The sequence below is a fragment of the Bradyrhizobium sp. SZCCHNPS1003 genome, from assembly GCF_032381555.1.
Lineage (GTDB): Bacteria > Pseudomonadota > Alphaproteobacteria > Rhizobiales > Xanthobacteraceae > Bradyrhizobium.
The window spans coordinates 269,553-293,907 of the sequence record NZ_JAUHIU010000005.1 but is presented as its reverse complement, the minus strand read 5'-3'; the positions used below and the strand labels follow the sequence as shown (position 1 = coordinate 293,907).

Annotated in this window: 8 protein-coding genes; 1 reads left to right on the top strand and 7 read right to left on the bottom strand. The window is 63.5% G+C overall.

The features are described 5' to 3' along the window. Window positions 1-23: 23 nt before the first annotated feature. From QX126_RS11010 to QX126_RS10980, 7 genes are all read right to left on the bottom strand, one after another. A complete protein-coding gene (locus QX126_RS11010) occupies window positions 24-2,759 on the bottom strand; it encodes an FG-GAP-like repeat-containing protein (protein WP_315780886.1) in 2,736 nt (911 codons plus the stop codon). A gap of 463 nt (window positions 2,760-3,222) precedes the next feature. Continuing rightward, a complete protein-coding gene (locus tag QX126_RS11005; protein WP_315780885.1) occupies window positions 3,223-4,086 on the bottom strand; it encodes a hypothetical protein in 864 nt (287 codons plus the stop codon). Window positions 4,087-5,607: 1,521 nt separating this feature from the next. Then, window positions 5,608-16,152, bottom strand: coding sequence for a LysM domain-containing protein (locus QX126_RS11000; RefSeq protein WP_315780883.1), 10,545 nt, complete (start codon window positions 16,150-16,152; stop codon window positions 5,608-5,610). Between the two features lie 14 nt (window positions 16,153-16,166). Then, the gene (locus QX126_RS10995) at window positions 16,167-17,582 is read right to left on the bottom strand and encodes a hypothetical protein (RefSeq protein WP_315780881.1); all 1,416 of its coding nucleotides are present in this window, start codon (window positions 17,580-17,582) and stop codon (window positions 16,167-16,169) included. After that, window positions 17,579-21,202 carry a hypothetical protein gene (locus tag QX126_RS10990; RefSeq protein ID WP_315780879.1) on the bottom strand — a complete coding sequence of 1,208 codons (3,624 nt, stop codon included), beginning with the start codon at window positions 21,200-21,202 and terminating at the stop codon, window positions 17,579-17,581. The genes QX126_RS10995 and QX126_RS10990 overlap by 4 nt, the downstream gene beginning before the upstream one ends. 7 nt (window positions 21,203-21,209) lie before the next feature. Beyond that, window positions 21,210-21,962 carry a hypothetical protein gene (locus tag QX126_RS10985; protein ID WP_315737655.1) on the bottom strand — a complete coding sequence of 251 codons (753 nt, stop codon included), beginning with the start codon at window positions 21,960-21,962 and terminating at the stop codon, window positions 21,210-21,212. 224 nt (window positions 21,963-22,186) lie between these two features. Next, on the bottom strand, window positions 22,187-22,582 hold the full coding sequence (locus QX126_RS10980; RefSeq protein ID WP_315737654.1) for a hypothetical protein: 396 nt from the start codon (window positions 22,580-22,582) through the stop codon (window positions 22,187-22,189). A gap of 314 nt (window positions 22,583-22,896) precedes the next feature. Between QX126_RS10980 and QX126_RS10975 the strand changes: the two genes are divergently transcribed. After that, window positions 22,897-24,354, top strand: coding sequence for an acyltransferase (locus QX126_RS10975; RefSeq protein ID WP_315780877.1), 1,458 nt, complete (start codon window positions 22,897-22,899; stop codon window positions 24,352-24,354). The last annotated feature ends 1 nt before the right edge of the window (window position 24,355 follow it).

Genomic DNA, 24,355 nt, shown 5'->3' with positions numbered 1-24,355 from the left:
CGAACCTTCGTGATGCCGTGCCGCTATGGCGCGACGCTCGTGACGGAAGCTCTCGTGAGACGGCCGAGATACCAGAGCGACGGGTCGTTGCTGTAGGTGTTGACCGTCGTCTTGCTGTAGCCGTCAGGTGTGGACACGGTGACCCGCGTCGCATTGCCGTAGGCGTCATACTGGTTCGCGGTGGTCACCGTCGGCAGCACCGAACCGTCGAGGTCCGACCCGCTCGCAACGTTCTGGGCCAGCGACACCCGATACGGCGCGCTCGCCGGACTGATCGTCGTCGTGCCGGCTGCGTTGGTGAACTGGTAGGTATTGGTCGACTGCCCCAACGTCTGGCTGCCCAGCGTCCGCACCGTCGACGCGACCATGCCGATATAGGGAAAGTCCTGCCGGAAGGTCGTGACGTCCGAGATCCCGGTCTGCAGATCATTCACCGTCATCTGGCGGAAACCCAACATCCCGCGCCCGGTGATGTCTGCCTTGGCTCCCGCATACGCATACGTCGAGCTGTACGTCCCGCCCACCCCGTTCGACACGTCGACACGCGAGACGACAAATGAGGCAGACTGCAGATCAACGTAAGGATAGGTGGCGGTGGTGTCCTTGGTGTAGACCGCACTGCTCGTGATCGGCTTGTACGTCACCGCCGTCGTCACGCCCAGACCGGTCGTGAAACCGACGATATAGTCGCCCGCTCCTCCGTTGGCCATGACCGAATACACATGCGTCGCGTCAAGCAGAGTAAATCCTGCTTTGCCATCGCCCTTGAAGTCACCGCCAAACAACCAGTAGCTGGCAGTCACCGGCGCGCCGAAGTTCCAACTGTTCGGCATCGGAAGCAAATGGTAGCTGAACGTGGCATCGCCGTTGCTCAGGAATTGATAGATGAACGAGCTGTTGCCGCCAATGAACGCAAAGTCCGATTTTCCATCCGCATTGAAATCACCGGACAGAGGACTGAACAATGCAGCCGGTTGCGTTCCGAAATTCCATCCCACCGAGCTTGGGATTGGAATGGTGATATAGTTGAAAGTCCCATCACCTTTGCTCTGAAATTGATAGAGATAGGTGCCCTGCAGCATCACCCAGTCGGTCTTGCCATCACCATTGAAGTCGCCACTGATGGGCACGAAAGAGTTGTCAGGCGGACTGCCGAAGTTCCAGCCGTTCGAGATCTGCACGGCGCTGTACGCGAACGTGCCATCTCCATTGCCGAAAAACTCGTACAGATAGGCGCCCCCCATCATGATGAAATCGGCTTTCCCATCTCCGTTGAAGTCACCTGAGATCGGCGTATAGTTATCTGAGGGACGATTGCCGAAATTGGTGGGGCCGATGTTTATCGTGTTGCCGCTGAACGTGCCGTCCCCATTGCTGAGGAACTCGTACATGAACTGGCCACTCATCAGCAGAAAATCTGACCTACCGTCGGAATTGAAATCGCCGGCAATCGTTGTGTAGGTCGCCTGCGGAGGAGCACCGAAGTTCCAACCGTTAGGACACGGTGTCGCCACACCCCGGAACGTTCCGTCCCCATTGCTCAGAAAAGTGTACAGAACGCCTCCGCTCAGCATCGCGAATTCGGACTTGCCGTCGCCGTTGAAATCACCAGAAATCAGGGCGTAGCTGGAGAAAGGATCGTTACCGAAATTCCAGCTGTTCGGCGCACTCGAATTGACGAACGTGTAAGTCCCGTCGCCCTTGCTAAGGAAGGCGAAGAGATTCGGCCCATACAGCATCAGGAAGTCAGTCCTTCCGTCGCCATCGAAATCACTATAGATCGGCGTAAACCCGATTGCGCCCTGCAAGACATGGCCTCGGCCGACACCGCTGGTGGTCGAGGATGGCGAGCCGAAATTCGCGCCGTTCGGGACCGCCATCACCGCCGCCGAAAAAGAGTCTCCCCCTCCGCTGGCCCACTGGAACGTCGACGCCGGAAGGCACGATCCGTCACCCCCACAGGCGGCAATGGATGTCACCTCGGAGACGCCGCTCGTCGGACTCTGCTGATATGTGAGCCGGTAGTCGGCGACCAACGTCGCCCCGGCGAAAGTCTTGATATTTGTTAGCCGATCGGAGGTCTGGACCAGCGAACCAGCATGATAGTGCTGAATGACGTCTGATCGCTGGGCATACACAAACGCCACAGAGTTATAGGGCGCCACACCGGCGGAAGCATTGCCGGTATAGACAATCCAACTTGGGACTGATTGCCCCGTCGATGCGTTGGTTACATACGTAACGGAGAAGTAGTTGCCCTTGGTGTCACTGACCTTGTTCACCCCCCAAGCGCGAGCTGTGGCCCTCCCGACCACCTGGACCTGAGAGTCGGCCGTATGACCAAACTCCATGATCTGGCCCGCCTTGGTGCGCACCTCAAACCACGCCGGCCCATTGCCAGCCGCCCCGTGAGAGATAACCTTCGAATAAACGTCGATCTCGGTACGATATTCGGCGCCGTCGCCGCCGTATGAGCCGCTCACTAGAATAAGCCGCTGACCGTCGAGGCAGAACCGATCATTGCCATCGAAATTTACAGTTCCGATGACACCGTCCTGCACCATTGTCCGTGGACAACGACCAACGGAAGGCAGTCCACCGAGAGACCAACCGACACCCATGATGCCGTTGGCCCCGGAGCTACTATAATCGAGCGAGAGCGAGGGCACGACGCCAGCCGTTCCAGGAGGAATGGCAATCGGAATCGAATAGGCTGCCGCGCCACCCTGGTTGACCGAGAAGCTCCCAGGCAGCGACATCCCACCTGCACTACTTAAAGTTGTATTCAACGCACAAAAAATAACGGCAAGACCGACACTTGCAGCCCCTCTTATGCCGCCCCGTGCGAAGCCCCCTCGACAGGCCCGAGTCGAAATAGCCAACATCCCTGCCCCCGCAGCATGTGTAAAGCACTGGACACAGCAAAAGGTATTTGCGTCCGACGATCAATATGCTTCAAAACTTATCCACAACAGGAGAGCGATTAGTTATCAAAGCGCACTCTGAAATTGATTCTTCCATCACGCCTTCCGCTCAATGGAAGAATGACAGCGCGCCCCGACTCCTGTTCCGGTCAGATACTTTTGTGAGGAGCAAGGATCGAAAGCGTACCGCATCAACCGCACTCTTCATGCGGAGGGAAAGCGCGCGCCAATAAGCCGGTAGCGCGCTGCTTCATTTGTCGATGAGCCAGGAGTCCCCCCTCGATCAACGGCAGATCAACTACCTGATGCTGCAGGACGCCGAACCCGCGGGAAGTCCGCCCGGCGGGGTCAGGCCGTTCATAACGAGCACCGCGTAGCTGTCGCAAAGGCTGCCGCGGCCGCCTCCCGGGACATTGAGGAATCCACCCGTGAAGTTTGCGTACCCGCCATGAAGCTCCATGAACTGCAAGGAGGGCGAGACGCCATTCATGTCGATAAATGTGCCCACTGAAAACTTGCTAGAGGAATTGGTAAAGACAAGCTCGCCGATCTGCCCACCGAGAGTTATTCCCGGATTGCTCGCGCCGACAGCTCCGTACTGTGCGATGTTGTATGCGCCGAGGGCATCAGCCATAAAGACGTATCTGAACGCGCCAACACGCACACTGTTGATATCGAGTACACTGAACTGAGCGGCATAAAAAGCGGTATCCGCCCCTGGATTGATGGTGTCCACGGTGAGGCACTGCAATACGCCAATGCCGAGGTCACGAGACTGAATCAACGTTCCACCAGGTGCCCCTGTGTAGCGCAAGACTACGTTCATTTCTGTGGCAGGCACGTTGGAGCAATCGCCCTGCAGAATGTACAACCAGCTTCCAACCGGCGAACCGAAGAAGTTCTGCGTGCTATCGATTGAGTAGTAACCATTACACAACTGTATCGTCGGTTGATTACCTGCCAGGTCAATATTAGCTGCGATGTATCGGATCGCTCCATACGGCGTCGCAAATTCGGTCCCACTACCGCACCCCCCCTGTCCGGCGCGTCCCGTATCGGAGCCGTTCGTGGCGACGTACCACGTATATGAAGTCACCGAGGTACGGGCATCTGCGCTAGCCGGCAGGAACCAAAGAGCAAGAAGACAAGCAAGAAGACGCATCTGAACTCCACCCATGATAGAGATTACCGCTCGGGAGAGCGCCACCGGCCGCAGATGAAATGCAAAAGAAGCACAACTTCACCAAGCAATTACTTAAAGTAGAAAATGAGCCTCAAAGAGAGCGCCTGGGTCGATCCTCCCAGCTCTCTTTGTTGGTCCGCGCGCGACATTGCCCCGACCAGCCTGAGTCGAAGTACGGACCATTCCTGCCCCCGCAGTCTCTGTACATTCCGAAGCATAAACAGACGTCATTCGTATCTGGCGATCAACGAACATTGCAATTTATTCACAACATAAAGATGACAAAGCGGATAACACAACCCTTGATTACGTACTCCAAATTTGACTCCACATTTGCGAGCAGAGACCGTCCACATATTGCACTAATGAATGGAAGCGCCGCGTTTGCACTGGGGCCGATTTTGATCCGCACGAACCTTAACCGGCTTCGTGCGCTATGCGGACGAGTGCAACATCAATGTGCGCTGTCGGAAAAGGGCGAGTTCGACTTGGCGGTCTAGGCGCGGACGAAAAGTCGAGCTTGAGGAGTCTCCGTGCTCACCGCCGGCCGGCCCCGCGTGAACTTGCCCAAGAAAGATCCCGCCGAACATATCGCCTCGATATGCTCGCCACGAGGCCAGTCTGTTCGATCAAGGCGATCGAAGACCTGCCGACGAATGGCGGCCGGTGCCGCACTGTCATTTGTCGCGATCCTATCGATCGGCAACGGAGAAAGGTAGGATCAAAACCCGTCGCTGGCGAACGGCTATTCCACAGCGATTGTTACGGCGGGTCCACCGAGCGCCACGACAAACTATGACAGCGGCCGAACGGCCTGGTTCGGTCTGCACGTGATCGCGATCTCATGGATCGGCGTAGTGCTTTAGATTGATGACGGGCTGTCTCGTAAAGCTGATCGTACGCCCTTGGCCTGCGCTTGCCTCGGGCGGGCCTCCGTCTTTTAGGAGGGGGCCTTTGCATACCACCCCTCCCCTTTGGCAGCTAACTCCTCCAGGAACGATCTGTTCTCGAACGGTCCAGCGGCCTCTCCCAGCCGGTCGCCCAAAGGCTGTCGTCGCGCTCGCAAATGGGTGAGCCAGTGCCGGGAAAAGCCAATTGCAGCCAATTGCGCCGGTTAGAATTTGCACTAGATGGCCGTTCTGCCGCGCAAAGCATGAGATCAGCAAGACTCATCGAACTCGCCGCAGCAGAGGTAGCCCAGCTCAGGTGCGAGCTCGGCGGCTCGACCAGCGCTGACATCGTCGCGTAAGCGATTTGAACCCGGAAATAGTTGCGAGAGCAGACACCGTCCGGTTTCACCCTCGATTTGTCCCTCGGACCTCAGAAATGAGAGAAATTGGCGATATATAAGTATCTTAGCTTTACAATTCGAATCTCTCCGAGCGCGCCAGTCATCACCCGACCCAGCACTCGCCCCTTGAGCCCGTACCACCCGACGCTGCGGGCGGCATGTCCAGATGATCTCCGGCGGCGGCCGCAGTTTCGATGCCGGTACCGCCTTCAGGCGCTCGCGATGTCGTGAGTGAGCCGGCCGACCTGGATCAACGGCTGCGTCGCATCGCCGACGCCACCGAAGACCTTCAGCTCGATCTCGACGCGGGCATGGCCCGACGTCGTTGGCTTGGTCGTCGCCCGCCACGTATCGATCATCTGCGCGAACGGGGCCACGAAGGGCGGCTTCACGCCCGGATCGACCGCTGACGGGGTCGGCGTCAGCAGGTTGATCGGCAGCCGTACGCGCGGGATCGCCGGCTGGCCGGCTACGACCTCGTAGCTGTACATGCCCTGCATCGCGACCTCGTCGCTGGTGCTGCCATTGCCGTCAGCATAGAGTCCCGCGAAGAACTTGGTCAGGCGCGCGTCGAGGTCGCCGGAGGCGCCCGACATCGCGTCGAGCGAGAACGCCGTGTAGTTCAGCTGCGGGACCACCGTGGACGCGAAACGCACCTCGGGCGTCTGGAACAGGAATGCCGGATTGGTGCTGGTGGTCTTGAGATCGGCCAGCGGGAACAGCGCGAGATTGCGCTGCACGAACACCGACGCCCAGGCGCTCTGGTACAGCAGCACATCGAGCGGAGCGATCGACACCGTCCGCGCCGGCAGCCCGCGCGCCTCCGCTTCGCGGAGATAGACCGTCTTGCCGTCGACCTGACGCGTATAGACGTAGGCTATCTCTACACCCGGGGGGAGTTCCGCCGGAGGCACGGCTTGGGGCGTATAGAGCTCGGGCGCGATGATTGCGATCACGGGCGCCGGAAGCGTGGTGGTGCCGTTCGAGATCGTATTGGCCGCCGCATTCCAGCTCGCCGCCACGCCATCGATGGTGATGTTGACGAGATTGGTGCGCGCGTGCCCGTCGCTGGTGCTGTCGAGCGTCGACATAAACTTCACGATCACATGCGCCGGTGCGACCGCCAGCCTTGCAGCCCCGACCGTCTCCCGCGCATAGGCATCCGCGATCTGCCTGGTCTCAAGGGCAAAGGCAGCGGTCGCCTTGCGCGCAGCGGCCAGCGTCGCCGGATCGGGTTCGGCGCCGTCGATGCCGACCAGATACTGGTTGAGGTCGCGCAGGATCGCCGGATAGTTGGTGACGAATTGCGCGAGCGCGGTGAACAGGTCGGGCTCGCCGCTCAACCTGGCCGAGCCGCGCAGCGTCGGCTCGGTCGGCCGGTTGAACTCCATCGTGCAGGACACCGCGTCGGCTGCCGCCTGCTGATAGAGATAGTCGAACGAATAACCCCAGGCGTTCAGCTTCGATGGATCGGTCGTGCCCTCGCCGGTGAGCTGCCGTGCCTGCTGCGCGGAGACCGTCGGCGGCGTCGGCAGATCGCGGTTGACCACGGGAATGTTGGTGACCTGCGTCCCCAGCGGATAGCTGAACGGCCCGTTGACGAAGGCGAGCCATCGCGAATCGACATAGCCGTCGATTCCGGGGACGGTACGCCGCTCGAATTCGAGATGAGTGAGCGAGAGCGTGAGCTCGAGCGGCACATAGGCCTGGTCGACGACGTTCTTGGTGGCGAACACGAAGGCCAGCCGCGGATCGTACCAGGTCTTGCTGGCGGGATCGTAGACCTCGCCGAGCGGAATGCGCGTCGGCGTCAGTGTGAAATTCTGATTGTCCGCGGCGCCCTTGATGCTGCCGCCCGGCTGACCATAGAAGTTCGGCGGACCGGCCGGGTTGCTGTCGCCTCCGCCGGTCACCTCGGTCAATCCGAACACGACGGCCGCACCGGCGCGATAGGCTGCGCCGAGCTGGTTGAGCAGCTGCTGGCGCAGCTTCTCGCTGGCGGCGAATCCGGTTGAAGGATCGCCCGCGCTGGTCGACAGCACCGGCAGCGTCTTCAGGCCGATCGTATCGGCCAGGGATTCCTTGGCCGACAGCACGCTTCCCAGCGAACCGTCCTTGAGCGGATCGGTCACGCCGTCAATCCGGTCGAGGATGAAGGCGTGCGGCGCGTAGTCGGCCGACAGGAACTGATCGATTGCATCCAGCGCGCTCTGGAACCACTGGTTCAGGTCGACGCCGTCGAGATGCAGCGTGTCGGTGTCGCCGCTGTCATAGCGCGTGATCGTCGCATCGCCGCTGGCCAGCGCCTTGGCGATCGGCTTCGGCGCGAAATAGCTCGGTGACGTGCCGAGCTTGAAATGGATGCCCTGCCCTGCCGCCTTGCCGAAGCGCACCGCCCAGAGCTGCTGAGCGCCGTCGGCCGCATCCTCGCCGTCGCGGGACAGCCCCTGCCCGACCTTGAGATACCAGTCGGCAGTGGCGAACACGGCCTCGACCGCTTTGCTGAACACCGTATAGGACACATTGCCGTCGCCATCGGCACGCGGCAGGATCGCCGCGGCCACGCCGCTGCCGCCCTGCAACGCCGCCACCGCCGGATCGACCAGCAGCGGATTGCGGCTGAACGCGAGTGTTACATCCAGCTCGAGGATGTTGCCGGCGGCGATCGCATTGACGTCGACCGGAAGCGACAGGGTCACAGCCGGGGCGGCGGGCACCTGGCCGCGCGTCACGAGCTTCAGATACAGCACGCAGGCGCGCACATAGCCGCGAATGATGTCCGCCTGCGGGTCGCTGAGGTCCACATCGGGCTTGGCCATCAGCGAATTCGATAGCCGCATCGCCACCGCGTTGCCGGAGACGCCCGGCACATGCACGGCGACATCGGCCGAATAGTCCTGATGCAGCTGATAATAGATCCGGGTGTAGAGCGAGAGATCGTCGGCGGCCCGCGCCGCGCCGTCCGGCCCGGCATAGGCGGCGGCGTTGAGGGACAGAACGAGCTTGAACGCGGCACCGGCCGTGCCGTCATAACTGTAGCTGGCGTTGGTATTGATCCAGGACCCCAGCCCGATCAGCTCGTCGCGATACAGCATCGGCACCGCCGCACCGTTGAGCGCGCCGCGGTACCCTTGCGGCGGTGCCTCGAACGGCGTCACCGTGGTGTTGCCGAAGATGTCGCGCCATTGCAGCGCGACCTGCGCCGTGGTGCCGACGCCGAGATAGGGGTTGGCTGCCTTCGGCGGCAGATCCGGATCAGACGGGTCCGGCGCGGCGTTGACCAGCGCGAACTGCGCGCCGATGCCGATCGATTGGCGATAGTCGAAATCGGCGAGGGCAACCTGCGCCAGCCGGTTGCCGCGCGTCCGCGCCGAGCGCGCATGGCTCTCGAACGCGCCGGACTGATCGTCGTCATGGTCCTGAGGACCGAACGGCATGCCTAGCGGAGTAGCCTTGTAGAAGACGTTGCCCGCGAGCCCCGCGGCCAGCGAGGTGTAGAGCTGATACATTGTCTTCTTGGCAAAGTCCGGCGCCGTTGGATCATCCGGCGGCAGGCCGAGATTGTCGCGCGTCAAGGAGAAACCGATGTTCTGCGGCGGCAGCTGGTCGCGAAGCGAGAACAGCTGCGGGTCGAGATCGAGCACGGCATTGACGGGGAACAGTCCGGGCGCTGCGCTGGCGCCACGGGCGATCAGGTCGACATCCAACCCGTAATAGGCGGCCATGCTGGCAAAGCTCATCCCGGGCGCGGCGGAGGAACTGACCTGATAGGTCAGCGGCGGGATGTAGAAGACGGCCGCGAGCGCAACAGCGACTTGCGGATTGAACGCGGCGATGTCCTGGCCGCTGATGGAGTGGATGGCACCGGCAGAGAACAGCCTGGCGAGCTTGTCGAGGGTGGCCTGCGCGTCGATGGACCCGCCGGCACCGCGGACCAGATCCGCGTCGGTCAGTTGGCGTACCGCGCCCACGATCGGCACCAGCGCGCCCGCGGCGAGCGGCTTGGTCGCGTTGACCTCGGCGATCCGCCCGGGCCCAGGGCCGTAGATCGCCGCGAGCGCATCGAGCGTTGCCCCCGCCGCAACCGGCGCCGTCTGGCCGGTCGAGGCGAGCGACACCGTCTGTACCAGATCGCTCTGCGGATCGACGGCGTCGGTCGTCACGAAGGCGTTGACGAAATCGGGAAGCGTGGTGCCGAACGACTCGCTGCCCTGCGTAGCGAACGTCACGACCACCGTCACTATGCCCGAGCCGGAGGAATCGAAGACGGCGGCCGGCAAGCCCTCGCCGCTTTCGACGTTCTCGTAATAGAGATAGTAGCCGCCGCTGCGGACCGTGCTGAGCTCCCACATCAGGCGGATGAACTGCGCCGGGGAGTTGGCAATGCCGCGCGGCGGAGCGTCCTCGGTAGCCAGCGTCAGCCGGAGCGCCGCCGCCGGATTGGTCTCGGTCGAGAGGTTGGTCTGGGTGATGAAGGCGAGGAAGTTGGCGTCCGCAGGCGTCACCAGCATCGGCGCGCCGGGTCCGGACTGGTTGTAGAGCAGGAAGACGGCGGAGGCGAGGCCTTCGCCCAGGGCGTCCATGGCGGTCAGGATGCGCTGCAGTCGCACCGCATCCTCCGAGCTGGGGCCAACCAACTCATAGACGAACGGCAGCGACGGCGCGGACGCCGGACCGCTCGGCAGATCGCCTGCGCCCACGCCCTGCGCGGCCAGCGCCGCCGCGTCGGGCAGACGCTTGATCTGAACGTCGAGCCGCGTGCACCAGGCCCAACGTGCGATGTCGGCATAGTCGGTGCGTCCCGTTGCAGGATTGCTGCGGCCGGTCTGCGGCTGGAATTTCGGCAGCAGCGCGAAGGTCGAACGAAGATCCGGCATGACGGCGCGGATCGACTGCTCCCGCGTGGCGACCAGATTGGTCTGCGCCGGCGGCAGGCTCCACAGCGTCGGCTGCACCTGCGCGCCGGCATCGGCCGCCGCGGCCACGCCGCTGCGGTTCGTCAGGGCCAACAGGCTCGCGACGGAGCCGCTCGACCAGCGCGCGTAGCCGCTGGCGGTAAACGGCCGCGGCTGGCGCTCGGCGAGCGGCAGCGCCGCGAATGTCGGGCTCGGGACGAAATTGCCCGGCCCCCTGGCCCAGCTGACGACCACATCGAGCGCCGCATAGGCCTGGCTCAGATCAACCTCCATGCTGAGGTCGGTGCCGTCGTTCAGCAAGATGAAATCGAGCGGGACGCCGTGGCTCTGAGTCTCGCGTGCGAAGCCGACCTTGTAGCTCGTGGCAGAACTGGGTGTCGGAAACTGCTGGCCGGTGAGCTGATAGACTCCATAGGCCGACTGCGTCCTCGGATAGAGGAACGCATTGGACAGCGTCAATCCGTCCTGGACCGGCAGCCGCAACCCATAGACCAGGAAGCGCGAGACCATGCCGGCGGTCTGCCCGACCTGACCCGTGGCCGCGATGGCCGACCACAGCGCGCCAACCGACAGAGCCTGAAGATTGGCGACCGTGAGCAGGCCGCGCTCCGCCTGCACGGAGAACAGGCCGGCGACGCCGCGATTGGCGTCCGCAACCGCAACGGCGGTGGTCTGGAAGAGGCTCGCCACCGTCGCCAGCGTATCGGATGACGGGCCGGATGTCCCTGCGGTCTTGTAGGCGATCGGCCAGATCGCGAGCGGCAAGGTCGGCTGCAGCAGACCGGCGACGCCGTAGAGCACGCTCTGTGCAGCGAGCGCGTCGATCGAGATCGCGCCGAGTTGCAGCGCGACGTCGTCGAAACTGTCGCCCTGCCGCGTCACATAGATCTGCTCCTGACCCTGGCTGTTGATGAGCAGCAGGACGACGCCGCCCTGCAGCATGTGGCGGGACCGGTTGGCCACGATCAGGCGGTCTGGCGTCGTGGTCCAGCGCGGAGGCGACGCCGCATCGGAATAGCGGCCAGCGATGCCTTGCAGCGTGTCCCCGCTCTGCACCACATATTCGAGGCCGTCGACATGCAGCGACAGCCCGGCCCCCAAGGCATGATCGACGTTGGGCTGCACGATATCGGCAATCGTCAAGGCATTGCCGGCGATCCCGTTCAGCTCATCCAGGATACCACCGACGTTGCTCGTCGGGGTCAGCGGATAGGCATAGCTCTGCAGCGCGTCAGCCGCGGCCTGGAGCAGTTGGCGCGCGATCAGGGTGAAGGTGTCGACGAACACCAGGGCCGCCATCGACTCCGCCGAGCTCGTATCGGTCTCCGCGGCAAGCCGGCGCGTTTCCTTGTTCTGGGCCTCGATGTTCGCGGCGACCTGCGCGAATATCTTGCTGACCGCGGTCGCGTAGCCGGGCGTGGCCGTGGTGTAGGTCTCGAACGCGATCGGCGAGGTCTGGCCACCGGACATGCCGGGGACCTGCAGCTTCAATCCGTCGAACACCGGAAACAGCACCGAACCGGCATCGAGCTTGGTCTTCAGCCCCGACGATTGCGCCGTCGCCGGATTGAAGATGTCGAGCGTGAATCCGTCGGCCAGGAACCGCAGCAGGCCCTTGATCGACAGGAACGGATCGGCCGTGTCGGCGAGACGCGCGACATAGGCCTCGAGCTGGGTGAGCGTCACCGACATGGCCAGCGTCTCGCCGAGCTCGGCCGCATCCCCGCTCTCGTTCCCCAGTGCGTCGATGATCCAGGGGAAGTAGACCTCGGCCAGCACGTCGAAGGACGTCTTGGTGGCGGACGGCGCGCTCGCCGCGGCATCCGGCGCGTCCATTGCGAGCAGGAGCACAAATGCCCCCTGGTTCGAGGCTGCGTCGGTGGCTGCCTCCGGAGCAAGCACGGTGTACTGCGCGCCCGCCATCAGCGACAGCTTCGGCTTGTTGCCATCTGCGGCGGCAAGGCCCATCCGGCGAGCGGTAGCGGGCCCGAGCCGCTTCGGTCGCGGCTTCAAGCTGCGCGCCAGCCGCATGGCCGCGTCCGGTCCGCGTGCGTGGGCCCGCTGCATCAGCAAGGCATCCGCGCGCGCCCCCTGGACCTCCCACGGTGCCGTGCTGGTCTGTCCGATCACGAAGGTCGCGGAGACTTGAGCCGAGAACGACAGGCTGATCGAAATCGAGAACAGGCCGAGGTTGATCTTGACCTTGAGGCTGATCGTCACGCTCGCGCTGGCGATCACTGGAATCTCGCGATAGCTCTCATAGGTGAGCTGGATCGACAGCACGATCTTGACGTTGACCGAGGCCGAAATGATCGCGAAATCGACGCTGCCGTACAGCAGGCCGATGATGCCGACCGTTCCCGACAGCTTGAAATAATAGTCGCTCTGCAGCGCACCGCTGCTGGCGCGCGATGCCAGCGTGCGCGCGGGATTGTAGGGATGCCACGGCGCCACGACGCCTTCGACGATGCCGAACACCGTGAGCGCGAAGCCCGCCTTCAGAGGCCCCTTCTCGAAATTGTAGCCCAGGCCAAGCTGCAGTCCGATGCCGAACTCGATGACGGGATCGAAAGTGCCGAGGTTGGTCTTCGGGATCTTGGTCGATGTCGCATTAGAGAGTTTTCCGATGTAGAAGCCGCCCGCGCCCAGCACCGGCACGCCGTACACGATCACCGAGATCGAGAAGGAGCGGCGGAAATCGAGATTGTACGGGAAGCCGATGTCGATGAAGAAATCGCCGTTGGTGTAGACCTTGATCCCGAGCTGCGGCAGCGTGATCGACACCGCGCCGAAATTGAGGTTGCGGATGATGTCCGGGAAGGTGAAGTCGATCTGGTAGACGCCGATGTCGTCGGTGATCTTCTTGTAGAGGATGTCGACGACGAGATTGGCGAGCCCGCCCATCTTCTCGCCGGCGAGCGCCAGCCGCAGGCCATAGAGATTGGGGTCGTTGAACACCAGCATGGCATCGATCGACCAGGCGCCGGCCACTTTCATCAGGCCGAGATGCCCGGCAATGAGCCAGTTGTTGGACTGGTCGTAATAGGGCAGTCCGGGCGTCCCGCCGTCGTCCGCATTGGGATCGACCGGATTCATCTTGCCCGTCGTGCTGGGGACGGACTGCAGTGCGCAGATCACTTCCTTGGTACTGTTGAAGCTGGAATGGCCGGTGATGCCGATGCGCTGTCCGAGCACCAGCAGGAACAGCTTGAACCATTCCTCGCCCCGGCCGGGCACCGACGGCAGGTTCTGCACGTCCTGCCCCTTGGCGGGATCGAGCAGATTCTTGAATGCCGGATCATCGGCGACGAGCGGGCTCGAGCCCTCGATGGCGAGGGTCACCTTGCCGTCGGTGCCGCGGCGGAAGGTCAGCGCCGTGATGCTGATGAAGCCGAGATTGATCGGGCTCGACAGCTCGTAGCTGGCCGAAAGGCGTTGCGAGAAGCTCTCGCCGCTCTTGAGCGAGACGTTGACACGGAGCGCATCGAGCGAAATCTGGTTGAGCAGGTTCCATGGCGAATCCAGCGTGAAGTAGGGATTGCCGAGCGTACGCACCAGCGCCTGCACCAGCGACCCGATGCTCCAGCCCTTGAGGCTGAAGGTGACCAGCTCCTTGCCGCTCTCCCAATCCGCGCGGAATCCTTCCCACTCGACGAACAGGATGTTGTTGGAGCCCGCCTCCGTCGTCTTGAACTCATAGCCCATCGTGAGCTTGAGGTTGATCGCCGAATAGACCCAGGTTCCCTGCGCGAAGCCGGAGAACTGTTGCTGGGCCGGCTTCTGGCCGTCATAGCTGACGCCGAGCCGCGCCGGATCGATGCCGACGGTCTGATCGCCGAAGGTGAACGTCCAGCTGAAACCGACGGTGATGTCGTAGCTCGTCTTCAGCTCGCCCTGCTCGGCCGGAATGGTCGCGGTGATCGCAAATTCGGAGATGATGAGATCTCCGGGCAGGAAGCTGGGGAATCCATAGGCGCTGCCGGGCGAAAAGAACTGGTTGATCAGTTCCGAGACCTCGAGCGGCTCCTCCAGCGAGGCGGCGAGGTCCCACCGCTTCGGCGTTTCGAACCCGTCATAGGTCACGCTGACCTTGGTGTGCAACGGCCCGACATCGAGGAAGCCTCCGACGCTCGACTTCCATTGCGTCTGCGAGGTGGTCTGCAGCGCGACCACTCGCGAGGTCCGGAGCATCGGCAGCGGCGCCGCGCGCAACAGCGTCGTCGCATTGCCCCCGTCTGGCGTCTGCGTCGGAGTCTGCGCCGCGATTGAGACCGTTCCCTCCCGCACGGCAAGGATCGGCTGGTTGTTGATCTTGAGCAGATTGAGCGTCAGGCTGAAGCCAGCATCGAACTGAAAGCTCTGCGCGCTGTAATCGACCGCGACCGCGATGTCGCCAAGTTCGAAATCGCCGACATTCTCGACGTCGAGCACGACGGCACCGCCGGACAGTGCCGTCAGGAAGTCGCTCAGCTTCGCGGTCCCGACGAAGGACGCGAAGAACTGCTTCGCGGACGTGAACTGGACGGTGAACACGCCGTCGCCCTCGCCGTCCGGCCCCTTGAAGACGCTCGGCGCCAGTACGAACTCGGTCGTGAAGTCGTAGGTCTGCTGCCGCTTCGTGCCGTCGAACGGATAGGCCATCGACCATTGCAGCGCGAAGCTCGTGATTTTGAAGTCCAGCACGCCGGTCGGCGGCAGGATCTGCCAGCTCGTATCCTTCGAGCTGCCGATCTCGATCGAGACCGCCGTGATCGTCGGCGAGCGACCGAGCGTGCCGGCGATCGAGAAGCCGTTGAGACCGACGAAGGCAAGGAACTGCTGCAGCACGTCCGGGGTCGCGGCGAGATAGCCGCCATTGCCGCCCATCACCTCGATCACCGTGGCCGGCGTCAGCGGCGCGCCGCCTTCGACGACCGCGAGCGCCACCGAATAGCTGGTGTCCGCGCCGGGCGTGATCTCGACGTCGAGCTGATAGGAGCCGGTGCTGCCGACGTCGAACTGCGAGGAGATCGCGAGCGTCGGCGCCTGATCGCCGGCATCCGGATCGGCGGGATCGGCCAGCACCAGCACGCCATCGACCTCGTCCGCGCCATCGGGCGCGGGAATGGTCAGAGCCAGGCTCGGATCCTTGACCGTGAACTGCGACGCGAGCTTGAACGTGCCGTCCTGGATCGCGGCCCGCAACTGCCCCGGCGGGAACAGCACGGTCTCGCCGTTGAAGATGCCCATGTTGAGCGCGCCGCTCAGCAGCAGATCGCCGGCCGGCGCGGTGAGGCCAGGAAACAGCAGCAGGAACGGCTTGGCGACATCCGGCAGAGCGACCTTGGCAACGAAATTCTGCACCGCGCCGCCGCTCACGGCACGCCCTGCGGAGTCACCATACGGGTAGGTGCCGGTCGCCGTCGAGAACACGAAGCTGACGTTCTTCAGCGTGCCGAACTGATTGAACGGGAAGCCCCCCATGAAGGCGAAGCTGCTGGTCCAGGTCCAGCTCGACGGCGTCGCCTCGGCCTGCACGATCAGTTGGTCGCCGTCCACGGTGAACACGAGCGTGGCCTTCGCGGCCAGCGGGGTCGCGGCGCCGATGAAGGGGATCGTCGCCGACTGCACCGTGAACGCCGTCCCCTCGACCGGGCCGACGTCGGATTTTGCCACCGTCACCTTGAAGTCGGCCGCGGCCTTGAGGAAAAAGGCCTGGCTCAGCCAAGTGTCGTAGTCGGCGGGAACCTTCACGGCGGGATCGGCGAGGCCTGCCGTCAGGAAGGCGGCATCGAGCGCGAAGGCGGTGTCGCCGGCGGCGGCTTCGACAGCGGCACGGAGATTGTCGATAGCGCTCATCAGCCGGCGCTCCCTCAGATGTCGGCAGAGATGCCGAAGTGATCGCTGGTGTTGCGAACGCGCCCGTAATTGCTCCAGCCGGTCAGATTTCCGGCACCGCCGATCCCCGGATAGTTCGCCGCCGTCGGTGCGCCCGGCCACCCCATCGGCGGCGCGGTGAACTGGTTGGCCAAAGCGATCGCACCGGGGGGAGGATTGTCCGGCGGCGCCATGACCCCGTTCATCGGCGTGCCGGTCACCGTGTTCATGATCGTGGTCTGATAGTTGTGCATGCCGTTGTGCGGCCAGACTAGGATGTTGTCGATCGAGTAGAACGGCGCAACGACGAAGTTGGAGCCGACATAGCCGTAGCCGGGATAAAAGCTCTGCCCCGGGCCGCCGCCGTTGGACCAGAGGAATTTGGAGGCCGCCGTCTTGTCCTTGCCGCGGATATGGGTGGAGAAATAGCCCTTATACTGGTCGAGATTGACAGGAACTCCCACCGCCGTCGGACTGACGAGCAGCGTGTAGGCGCCGGGCCCCCCGGTGAGCGGATTATAGAGGCCCGAGGCCGTGCCGTTGACGGCGAACAGATTGACGTTGAAATCGCCGCCGATCACCCGCGTCTCGTTCACACCCAGGGCGCCGACGATATCGTTGATCGTCGACAGCGTGGTGATGTAGTTCGCCGCCGCGGGATTGTTCGGCGGGGAATGGATGCCGAAGATGGTGAGGTCTCGCTGCACGACGCCGAGATTATCGGTCTCGGTGAACGTTGCCATGAACGGCTCGCGCAATCCGCCAAAGGCAACGGGCGCACCGAGCGTGGTCGTGAAGGCGATGCGCGCGGCGACGACGTCCTCATTGAGGCCGCCATTGTGCTGGGCGCCCGCAGGAATCTGGCGCACGCCGCCAAGCCCCGGCGGCACCAGCATTCCGTTGACGTTCACGGCACCGATAGGCACCACCATGCCATTGTACGGCGCGGCGGCGCCGCCGCCCGGCGGCACCGACAGGCCGCCATGACCGCCGGTCCAGATGTTGGGCCCGGTGAAATAGCGACGGAGGTTGCCTGCAGTGTCGGTGCGGCGATAGAGAATGCCGACCGTTTCGGCGCGCCCGCCGGTCCCGGTGTAGAGCGGCGGCACGGCGTTCCAGCCGCCTGCCACCATCGTGGCGGGGTTGTTGAGCCCGAACTGCACCATGGCGAGTGCATTGATGCCGCCGGTCTGGCTCGCCAGCGCGTTGGGCGCATTGTCGCCGGAGCTCACCTCGATGATGACGATGATGTCCGGCTGCGTGGCCGTCAGCACGGCATTGATCACCGCGCGGCGCTGGATCGCGCTCTGCATGTCGTTGAGGCCGCCATGGCCGCGCTGCCGCTTGATCGACGCGGAAAAGATCTTGTTGACCGAGAAGCTCTCGATATTCCAGAACAGGATCCGCGTCATGATGACGGCTCCTGCAGCTCGGGCTTGCGTGGGGCGAATGCGAGCGACTGCTCGCAACCCGGATTGTCGTCGGCGACATAGGCCGCATACCAGCCGAGGCTGCCGGTGTTGTCGGGATCGCCGAACAGAAAGAACTGGATGTTGGCGGACGGCGGCAGCTTGGCGATGCCGAAAATCTTGATGGCGATATCGTCGATCCGCAGGCAGTAGAACCACTTCGGACCGTCATCAGACAGCTTGCGTCCCGATGCGGTCGGGACCGGCTGGCGCAGGATCGAGATCGCACCGACCGCAACCTTGATGACGCCCTGGATGCTGAACAGGCTGGCGCCGGGCGCCGCGCCCGGCAGGCTCATGCCGATGAAGACCGCATGCTGCGCATCCGAGCCGGTGGTGATCGGTGACCATGCCGCGAGCAGCTGCGACTGGAAGCCGACGCCCGAGGCGAGCGCCCCCGGACCGCCCAGCGTGATGTCATAGACGACGCCGAACCAGGGCCCCTCGAGTTCGGTCAGGTTGAGCTGCGACGTCACCGGCAGGAAGCCGAGATCGGACGGCTTCTGATCGCCGGTCGCGTTGACGAAGCTCTTCAGCTGCAGCGCGAAGCCGCGGAACAGGCTGGTGTCGCGCATCGTCGAGCCGTTGAGATTCCAGGCCAGGTTGCCGGTCGCGACCTCGAACCGCTTGGCGCCAGGCGTCGCCTGCGGATAGGTCATTCCGACGGCGAGACCGGAGAAGGCGAGGCCGACGCCGAGCGCCGCCTCTGGCGTGTCCGGCGGACTGCCGAACGACAGCAGGTCGAGCGTCTCTCCGATGGTGCTCTGAAGCGGCGTGAAATCGAGCCGCCCCCAGACGAGGAAGTTGCTCGCCACCGTGGCGCCCTGGTCCTGGGTGCCGATCGTGTTGAACTGCACACGGTCGAAGGCGACGGCCGGTAGCACGTTCGATGGGCTGGTCAGCACGTTGGTCGTGTTCTGCTCGAAGACATAGGCGCCGCGGCCGCCCTGATCGACATAGCTGCCCTTCAGCACGATTCCCGTGAATGGCTGCGGCTTGCCGCGTGAGTACAGCCGCGACACCGGCGCGCCGAACAGCGCCGCGACCGAGAGCTGGACGTGGCTGTCGAACCGCGTCAGCCTGGCGTTCTCGAACAACGACTGCAGCTGCAGCACGGTGAAGTCGAACTCGCCGCTCATCTGCACCGCCACGGGCACGTCGGGCGCAACGCCGCTCGAGACGTTCACCGCATAGCGCGGATCTTCGTAGTCGATCAGGCCGAACAGGCTCGAGCTGCCCGAGGGCATCGTGATCCGGCCGCTCCGGCCGTCGACCGTGACGCGACTGACGGTGAAGCCGAAATGATGGGCATTGAAGCGCGTGAAGTCGATGCCGGCGGCAAGACCCGCAATCTCCGGCGGCATGTCGCGCTGGCCGAGATCGGCGGCGAGCACGATGACGCCGGTCCAGTTCGGATCCTGGGCAATGCGCGCGAAATTCTCATAGAATGGGCCGGACGCTCCCTTCGAGCGTGCGATGGCGTCCGCAATGTAGTCCTGCAGCCATTGCGAGAGGCCGGTGTAGGACAGCGCGGCGGTGACCGTCGGTGTGCCGGGCAACAGCGAGAACTGCTCCGCGGACGTCCAACGATTGGCATTCGTGACCCGCTCCAGCAACGAGCCGGAGCAGAACTTCATGATCATCACGTTGCGGTAGGCGGTCGCCGACGCGCCGGCGCCGACCGCCGCGGTCATGGTCCAGCCCGCAATGTTGACGGTGTTGGCGAACTGGGCGCCGGTGCCGAACGGCTCCGGATTGACGGCGACCAGAAAGAGCTGGTTGGTCTGCAAGGCGTCCTGCATCGCCTGGGTTGGAGCAGATAGCGCGAATGGCAGGGTATTGCCGTCGCGGTCGAGCGATTGCGCCATGCTGACCTTCAGATAGGCCCCCGTCGCCGGATCGCGCTCGATGATGAAGCCCTGAGGCGTCGTCCCATCGGTGCTGGGGCCATCCGCCAGCGTGCCGTGCAACGCATGAGCCCGCGCCGCCTGCACCCGCGCCGACCACGTCTTGCTGCCATAGCCCGAGATCAGCGACTTGCGGGTTGCGGCCACGATCTGGCTCTCGAACTGGACGAGCGTCGCGCCGTCGAGGCCGCTGCTCGCAGCAGCGCCATAAGGCGCCAGCGGGAACGTCTTGTCGCTGCCCTGGGCGAGCGGCATGAACGGCGGCGCGGATTGGAGTATCTCCGCATTCGCGGCGCCGGCCGCGGCCGCACCGTAGATCGCGCTGCCTTCGGGCTCGGCCAGATAGTCGACGGTCCCGCTGCCGGCGACGATGGTCACCCAGGAGGTCTGGTGGTCGTCGGTCAGGCGCGGCGCAACGGCGCCGCTCGCGGGACGGTTGAGATCCGCCGTCTCGAACGGGAACACCGGCGCGTAGCCTGGTTTCGAGGGGATCGCGTTGAGGCGATCGTTTTGTGTTGCAGGCAGGCTGACGTCGTACGCCTTGAAGCTGAGCGCTTCCGATCCGAACAGTCCGCCCATCAGCTTCGCGACCTGGCCGGCCGCGCTGCCGTCTGCACTGAGCGCATAGTGGCCGGCCAGGCTCAGATAGGCAGTGCCGGTGTCGGTCTTGGCCGATCTCGCGACACTGGTGGCAAAGGCGAAGCCCCCGGCGCCGAGCGCCGGCGCCGTATCTCCGCTGCCAGCCCCGAGCGGTGTCAGTTGCACGACACGCCCGCCGGTCGTGCGGAATTCGCTGGTCAGCGCAAGCGCCCCCTTGATGGCAAAACCGGAACGCAGATAGCCCTGTTCGAGCTGCTCTCGGCTGATCACGCGGTTGGCCGGATCGCCGAGGTCGAAAGCGCCCGCGATCGAAAGCTGCGATGGCAACGCCGCCACCGTCATGGCTGCATACTGCGCAGCTTGCAGCGACGCCGTCGCATTGTTGTTGATGACGTAGCGGACGCCCTGCCCCAAGCCCTGGCTGACGAACGCCTGTTTCGAATCGAGCAGCCCATCAAAGGTCACGCAGCCGGTGTTGGCGCCGCCGAAGGGCACGTAGGCGTAGATGCGATTATTGGAGGCCGGCGCAAGCCGAATGCCGAGCGGGTTGTCGCCCTTGCCCGCGAAGCCGATGAACGGAGGTGAGCTCAGTGCCGAGCCCGACAGGCGCAGCGCCCCACCGTCAATATCGATCCGGCTCTGATCGAGGATGTAGAATTTGGCGTTGCTGGCGAACCAGAGGTTCATGTTGCCCGAGACCTGGTAGACCGGCGGCAGATTGATGAAGGAGACGCCATAGCGCTCGAAGTCGCCAAACACGACCGGATTGGCCGAGGCAAGCCAGACGACGGCGCGATTGCGCGTCGCCTTGCTGATATAGGTCCGTGCACGCTCGGCGAACCCGCCGGGATCCCGATCGAGATCGGCGGGCCGCTGTGTCGCGAACAGATAGCTGCCACCGTACTTCTTCAGCGAGTCATCGTAGTTGATGAACGGTGGCAGCGACGAGCCCGCGCCGAGAAGGTAGCCGGCCCAGCCAACCGAGCCGGCAACCCTGGTCTCGTAGATCGCGGAGGAGTCGACCTGCTCGAACTGCGCTGACGCGGACGCGTCCATGCTCGTATCACCCGATCGGGAAGATGCCGAGCAAGGTGCCCGCCAGTGAATAGAGGGCGCGATCGTCGATGATGTCGCCCTTGATGATGGTCACCGTATATTGCGTCGAGCCCAGCGCCGCATATTGCACCGTGATGCCCGCCTTCCACGTCGTCGCCCCGATCGTGATATCAGCACCGAGGACCGCAGTGATCTGCGACTGCGAGACGATCGGCGTCCAGACCGGGATTCGGCCCTGATACTGGAACGAGACGTAGGTCGTGTTGTTGGTGTCGCCGCTCGGCGTCGTCACCACGTTGCTGTTCGGACTGGTCGGGGTGTTCACCGTCGGCAGCGCCGTGAAGGCCGCGCGCGGATACTCTTCGGTCCGCGTCGCCGCGGGCGCCGCTGACTTGACGGACGAACTGATCGGGAAGATGCCGAGCGTCACGCCCTGGAGCGAGTAGAGCCCACGATCGTCCACGATCTCGCCCGAGATGATGGTCACGGTGTACTGGGTCGATCCCAGCGCCGCATACTGGACCGTGATGCCCTTGCGCCAAGTCGTTGCGCCGATCGTGATGTCGGCCCCCAAGACGACTTGAGGTTGAGCCTGCGAAACCACCGGCGTCCAGACCGGAATGCGGCCCTGATACTCGAAGACGAGCTGCGTCGTGTTGTTGGGATCGCCCGTCGGCGTCGCGACGACATCGGTGTTGGGACTCGTGGGGGTCTTGACGACGGCGGGAGCGGTGAAACGAATACCTTCACGATCAGACATGACTATCTCCTTTTGTAAAACACAGGTCGAAACCTGCAGCACGCAGCTGCTGAGCGCAGCTGAGGCGAGTCGAAAATCAATAAACTACCAATGATCGAAATCTATCAGAGGTTGCATCGTGTAACAGAGTTCGCAGGGGCGGTCAATCGGGCCAGATCACAGTCCTGCCCCCCACGCCCGATAACATTCTGGTGTTTACATTTCACGCGAAGCCGGGCCGGCCCTCAGCGGCTGCCTTGTCTCCGAAGCATTTGCATCGCACGCTTCATCGCTGCGGACCGGGTGAACGAGCCGAGCACGATTCCGGTAAAGCTGCTCTCCTTTCCGGAATCGACGATCGCTCCTGTCATCGTGACCGTGTAGTAGGGACCCATGGGGTTCATGGTCACGGTCAGCCCCTTGCACAGGACAATGCCGGCAACAGCGACATCCTCGGCCAGCGTGACCTTCACCTCGCCAATCGACACGAGCGTCCTCCAGCACGGGATCGTACCGTTGACGAAAAAGGTCACCCAGGTGCTGTCGTTGGTGTCGAACGTTGCGGCCACCTGCGCATTGCAATTCGTCGTCAGCTGGGTGTCGACGGTTTGATCGGTGAGCTGAGATGGCGCAGCGGGCAAGGCGGCTTCCGTCCTCGTTCAAACGCTCAGCGTCATGCAAGATGACCAGCCGGAGGTGACAAATAACTAGCCGCCGTCGGTTTGCGAGTCCATTTGCAATCCGGCCCCTGCAGCAATCCGGCCGGGGCTCCGCATCCCACGCAGGTGCGACCAAGGCCCTGGCCGTAACCTCCCGCTGGCCAAGATTCCCGGCGGGGTTTCGCAACAGGCACGATCCGCTGCAAAAGCTGCTCTTCCCGGATTTCTTCAAACCTACCAGCCTGTTGCCCGCCCCTCCCGCCGATCGCATGCCGCACCGGGAAACGCCTCGCCCCTTGGATGGGACGCCGCCGATGCCAAGGCTGATTTCCCTTTATTTTTCAGCTCGTTGTTGTCGACAGCAATGTGAGACGCCGCCGCGTCGGACGCCGCAAACGGCAGACGCCGGACCGATCGGGCGCAGAGTCATCTCCGGCCTGAACGCCAGATCGTCGCTCGAGCGGGCGGCAATCCCGTCTCCGGCCGGCGTGCGTCGGGTTGCCTCCGGACCCTGCTGTTTCTACAACAGCCGGAGCGCCTCCCAAGTATCAGGACCATCCCTCAAAGTGAACGAGCAACGCTTCATCGGCTCGCTGACCGGCTTACGCTTCGTCGCGGCCGCAACGGTCGCCATCGGCCACGGCGCCCCGTCGTTGGCGCAAGGCCTGCTGCCGGAGCTCATCGCTCAGGTCAGCAGCATCGGAATGACGATGTTCTTCGTGCTGAGCGGATTCGTCCTGTGGCTCAACTATGCCGCGCGCTTCCAGTCGCAACCGTTCGGAAACGCTCTTCGCGAATTTGCCATCGCGCGATTCGCCCGGCTCTACCCGATGTACGCCGTGATTGTGCTCGCGGTCGTCGCATACGTCGTGATCGCGCGAGACCTCTCCGCGCCCTCGCTCGGCTTCATCCTCACGATGACGCAAGCCTGGTTTCCCGTGCAGAACGGCACCATGCTGGTCGCGGTCGTGCCGTCGCTGCAGCACCTCTGGTCCATCAGCGTCGAGCTGTTCTTCTACCTGCTGTTTCCGTTCGTCTGCCTGCTGTTTGCAGGCGTCGCCAGGCTGCCCACGATCATCTGGATCGCGCTTGCGAACATCGTGACTTTCGCGCTGACGATCGCCGCCGCTTTCACCTTTGGCGATGCGTTGTTGCGGGCCGCCGCGCCAAGCCTCACGCAAAACGGGATGCAGTGGCTCACCTACTACTCTCCCTATCTTCACATCGCTCAGTTCCTGGCCGGCTGCCTTGCCGCCATGATCTACAAGAACCGCGCCGATGCCAGCATCGGTGACGGGGAGCGACGCTGCGTGAGGCTCCTGTTCTGGCTTGCGCTGGTGAGCCTCATCTGTGCGCCTGTCCTGCTGTTTCTGCAGCCTCGTCTGCCCGGCTGGTCGTTCGTGATCGAACTTGCCGTACGTCTCATCGAGATCTCGGGATTTTCGATCGTCTTCGTCGCCGCCAGTCGGTACGGCCATGCCGCTTGGCTGTCGTCCAGAGCCCTGATCATTGGTGGCGAATGCAGCTATTCGATCTATCTGCTGCATCCCTTTCTCATTCGGCTTGCGATGATCGGAAAGTCAGATGCTCCCGGCGCTCTCGAGCTCGCACTGCGGCTCGGTCTGTTCGTTGCGATTGCGACGGCGGTGGCCTGGGTCACCTACATGCTCATCGAGGCGCCCTCGCGAACATGGTTACGGAGAGCCTTCCGCACCAGCGCACCGCGCGACGTGATCCATGCGACGCCGGTCTGAG

Coding starts and splice junctions, on each gene's coding strand:
- QX126_RS11010 (WP_315780886.1), bottom strand. CDS start 2,759: ATGTCGCTGCCTGGGAGCTTCTCGGTCAACCAGGGTGGCGCGGCAGCC.
- QX126_RS11005 (WP_315780885.1), bottom strand. CDS start 4,086: ATGCGTCTTCTTGCTTGTCTTCTTGCTCTTTGGTTCCTGCCGGCTAGC.
- QX126_RS11000 (WP_315780883.1), bottom strand. CDS start 16,152: ATGAGCGCTATCGACAATCTCCGTGCCGCTGTCGAAGCCGCCGCCGGC.
- QX126_RS10995 (WP_315780881.1), bottom strand. CDS start 17,582: ATGACGCGGATCCTGTTCTGGAATATCGAGAGCTTCTCGGTCAACAAG.
- QX126_RS10990 (WP_315780879.1), bottom strand. CDS start 21,202: ATGGACGCGTCCGCGTCAGCGCAGTTCGAGCAGGTCGACTCCTCCGCG.
- QX126_RS10985 (WP_315737655.1), bottom strand. CDS start 21,962: ATGTCTGATCGTGAAGGTATTCGTTTCACCGCTCCCGCCGTCGTCAAG.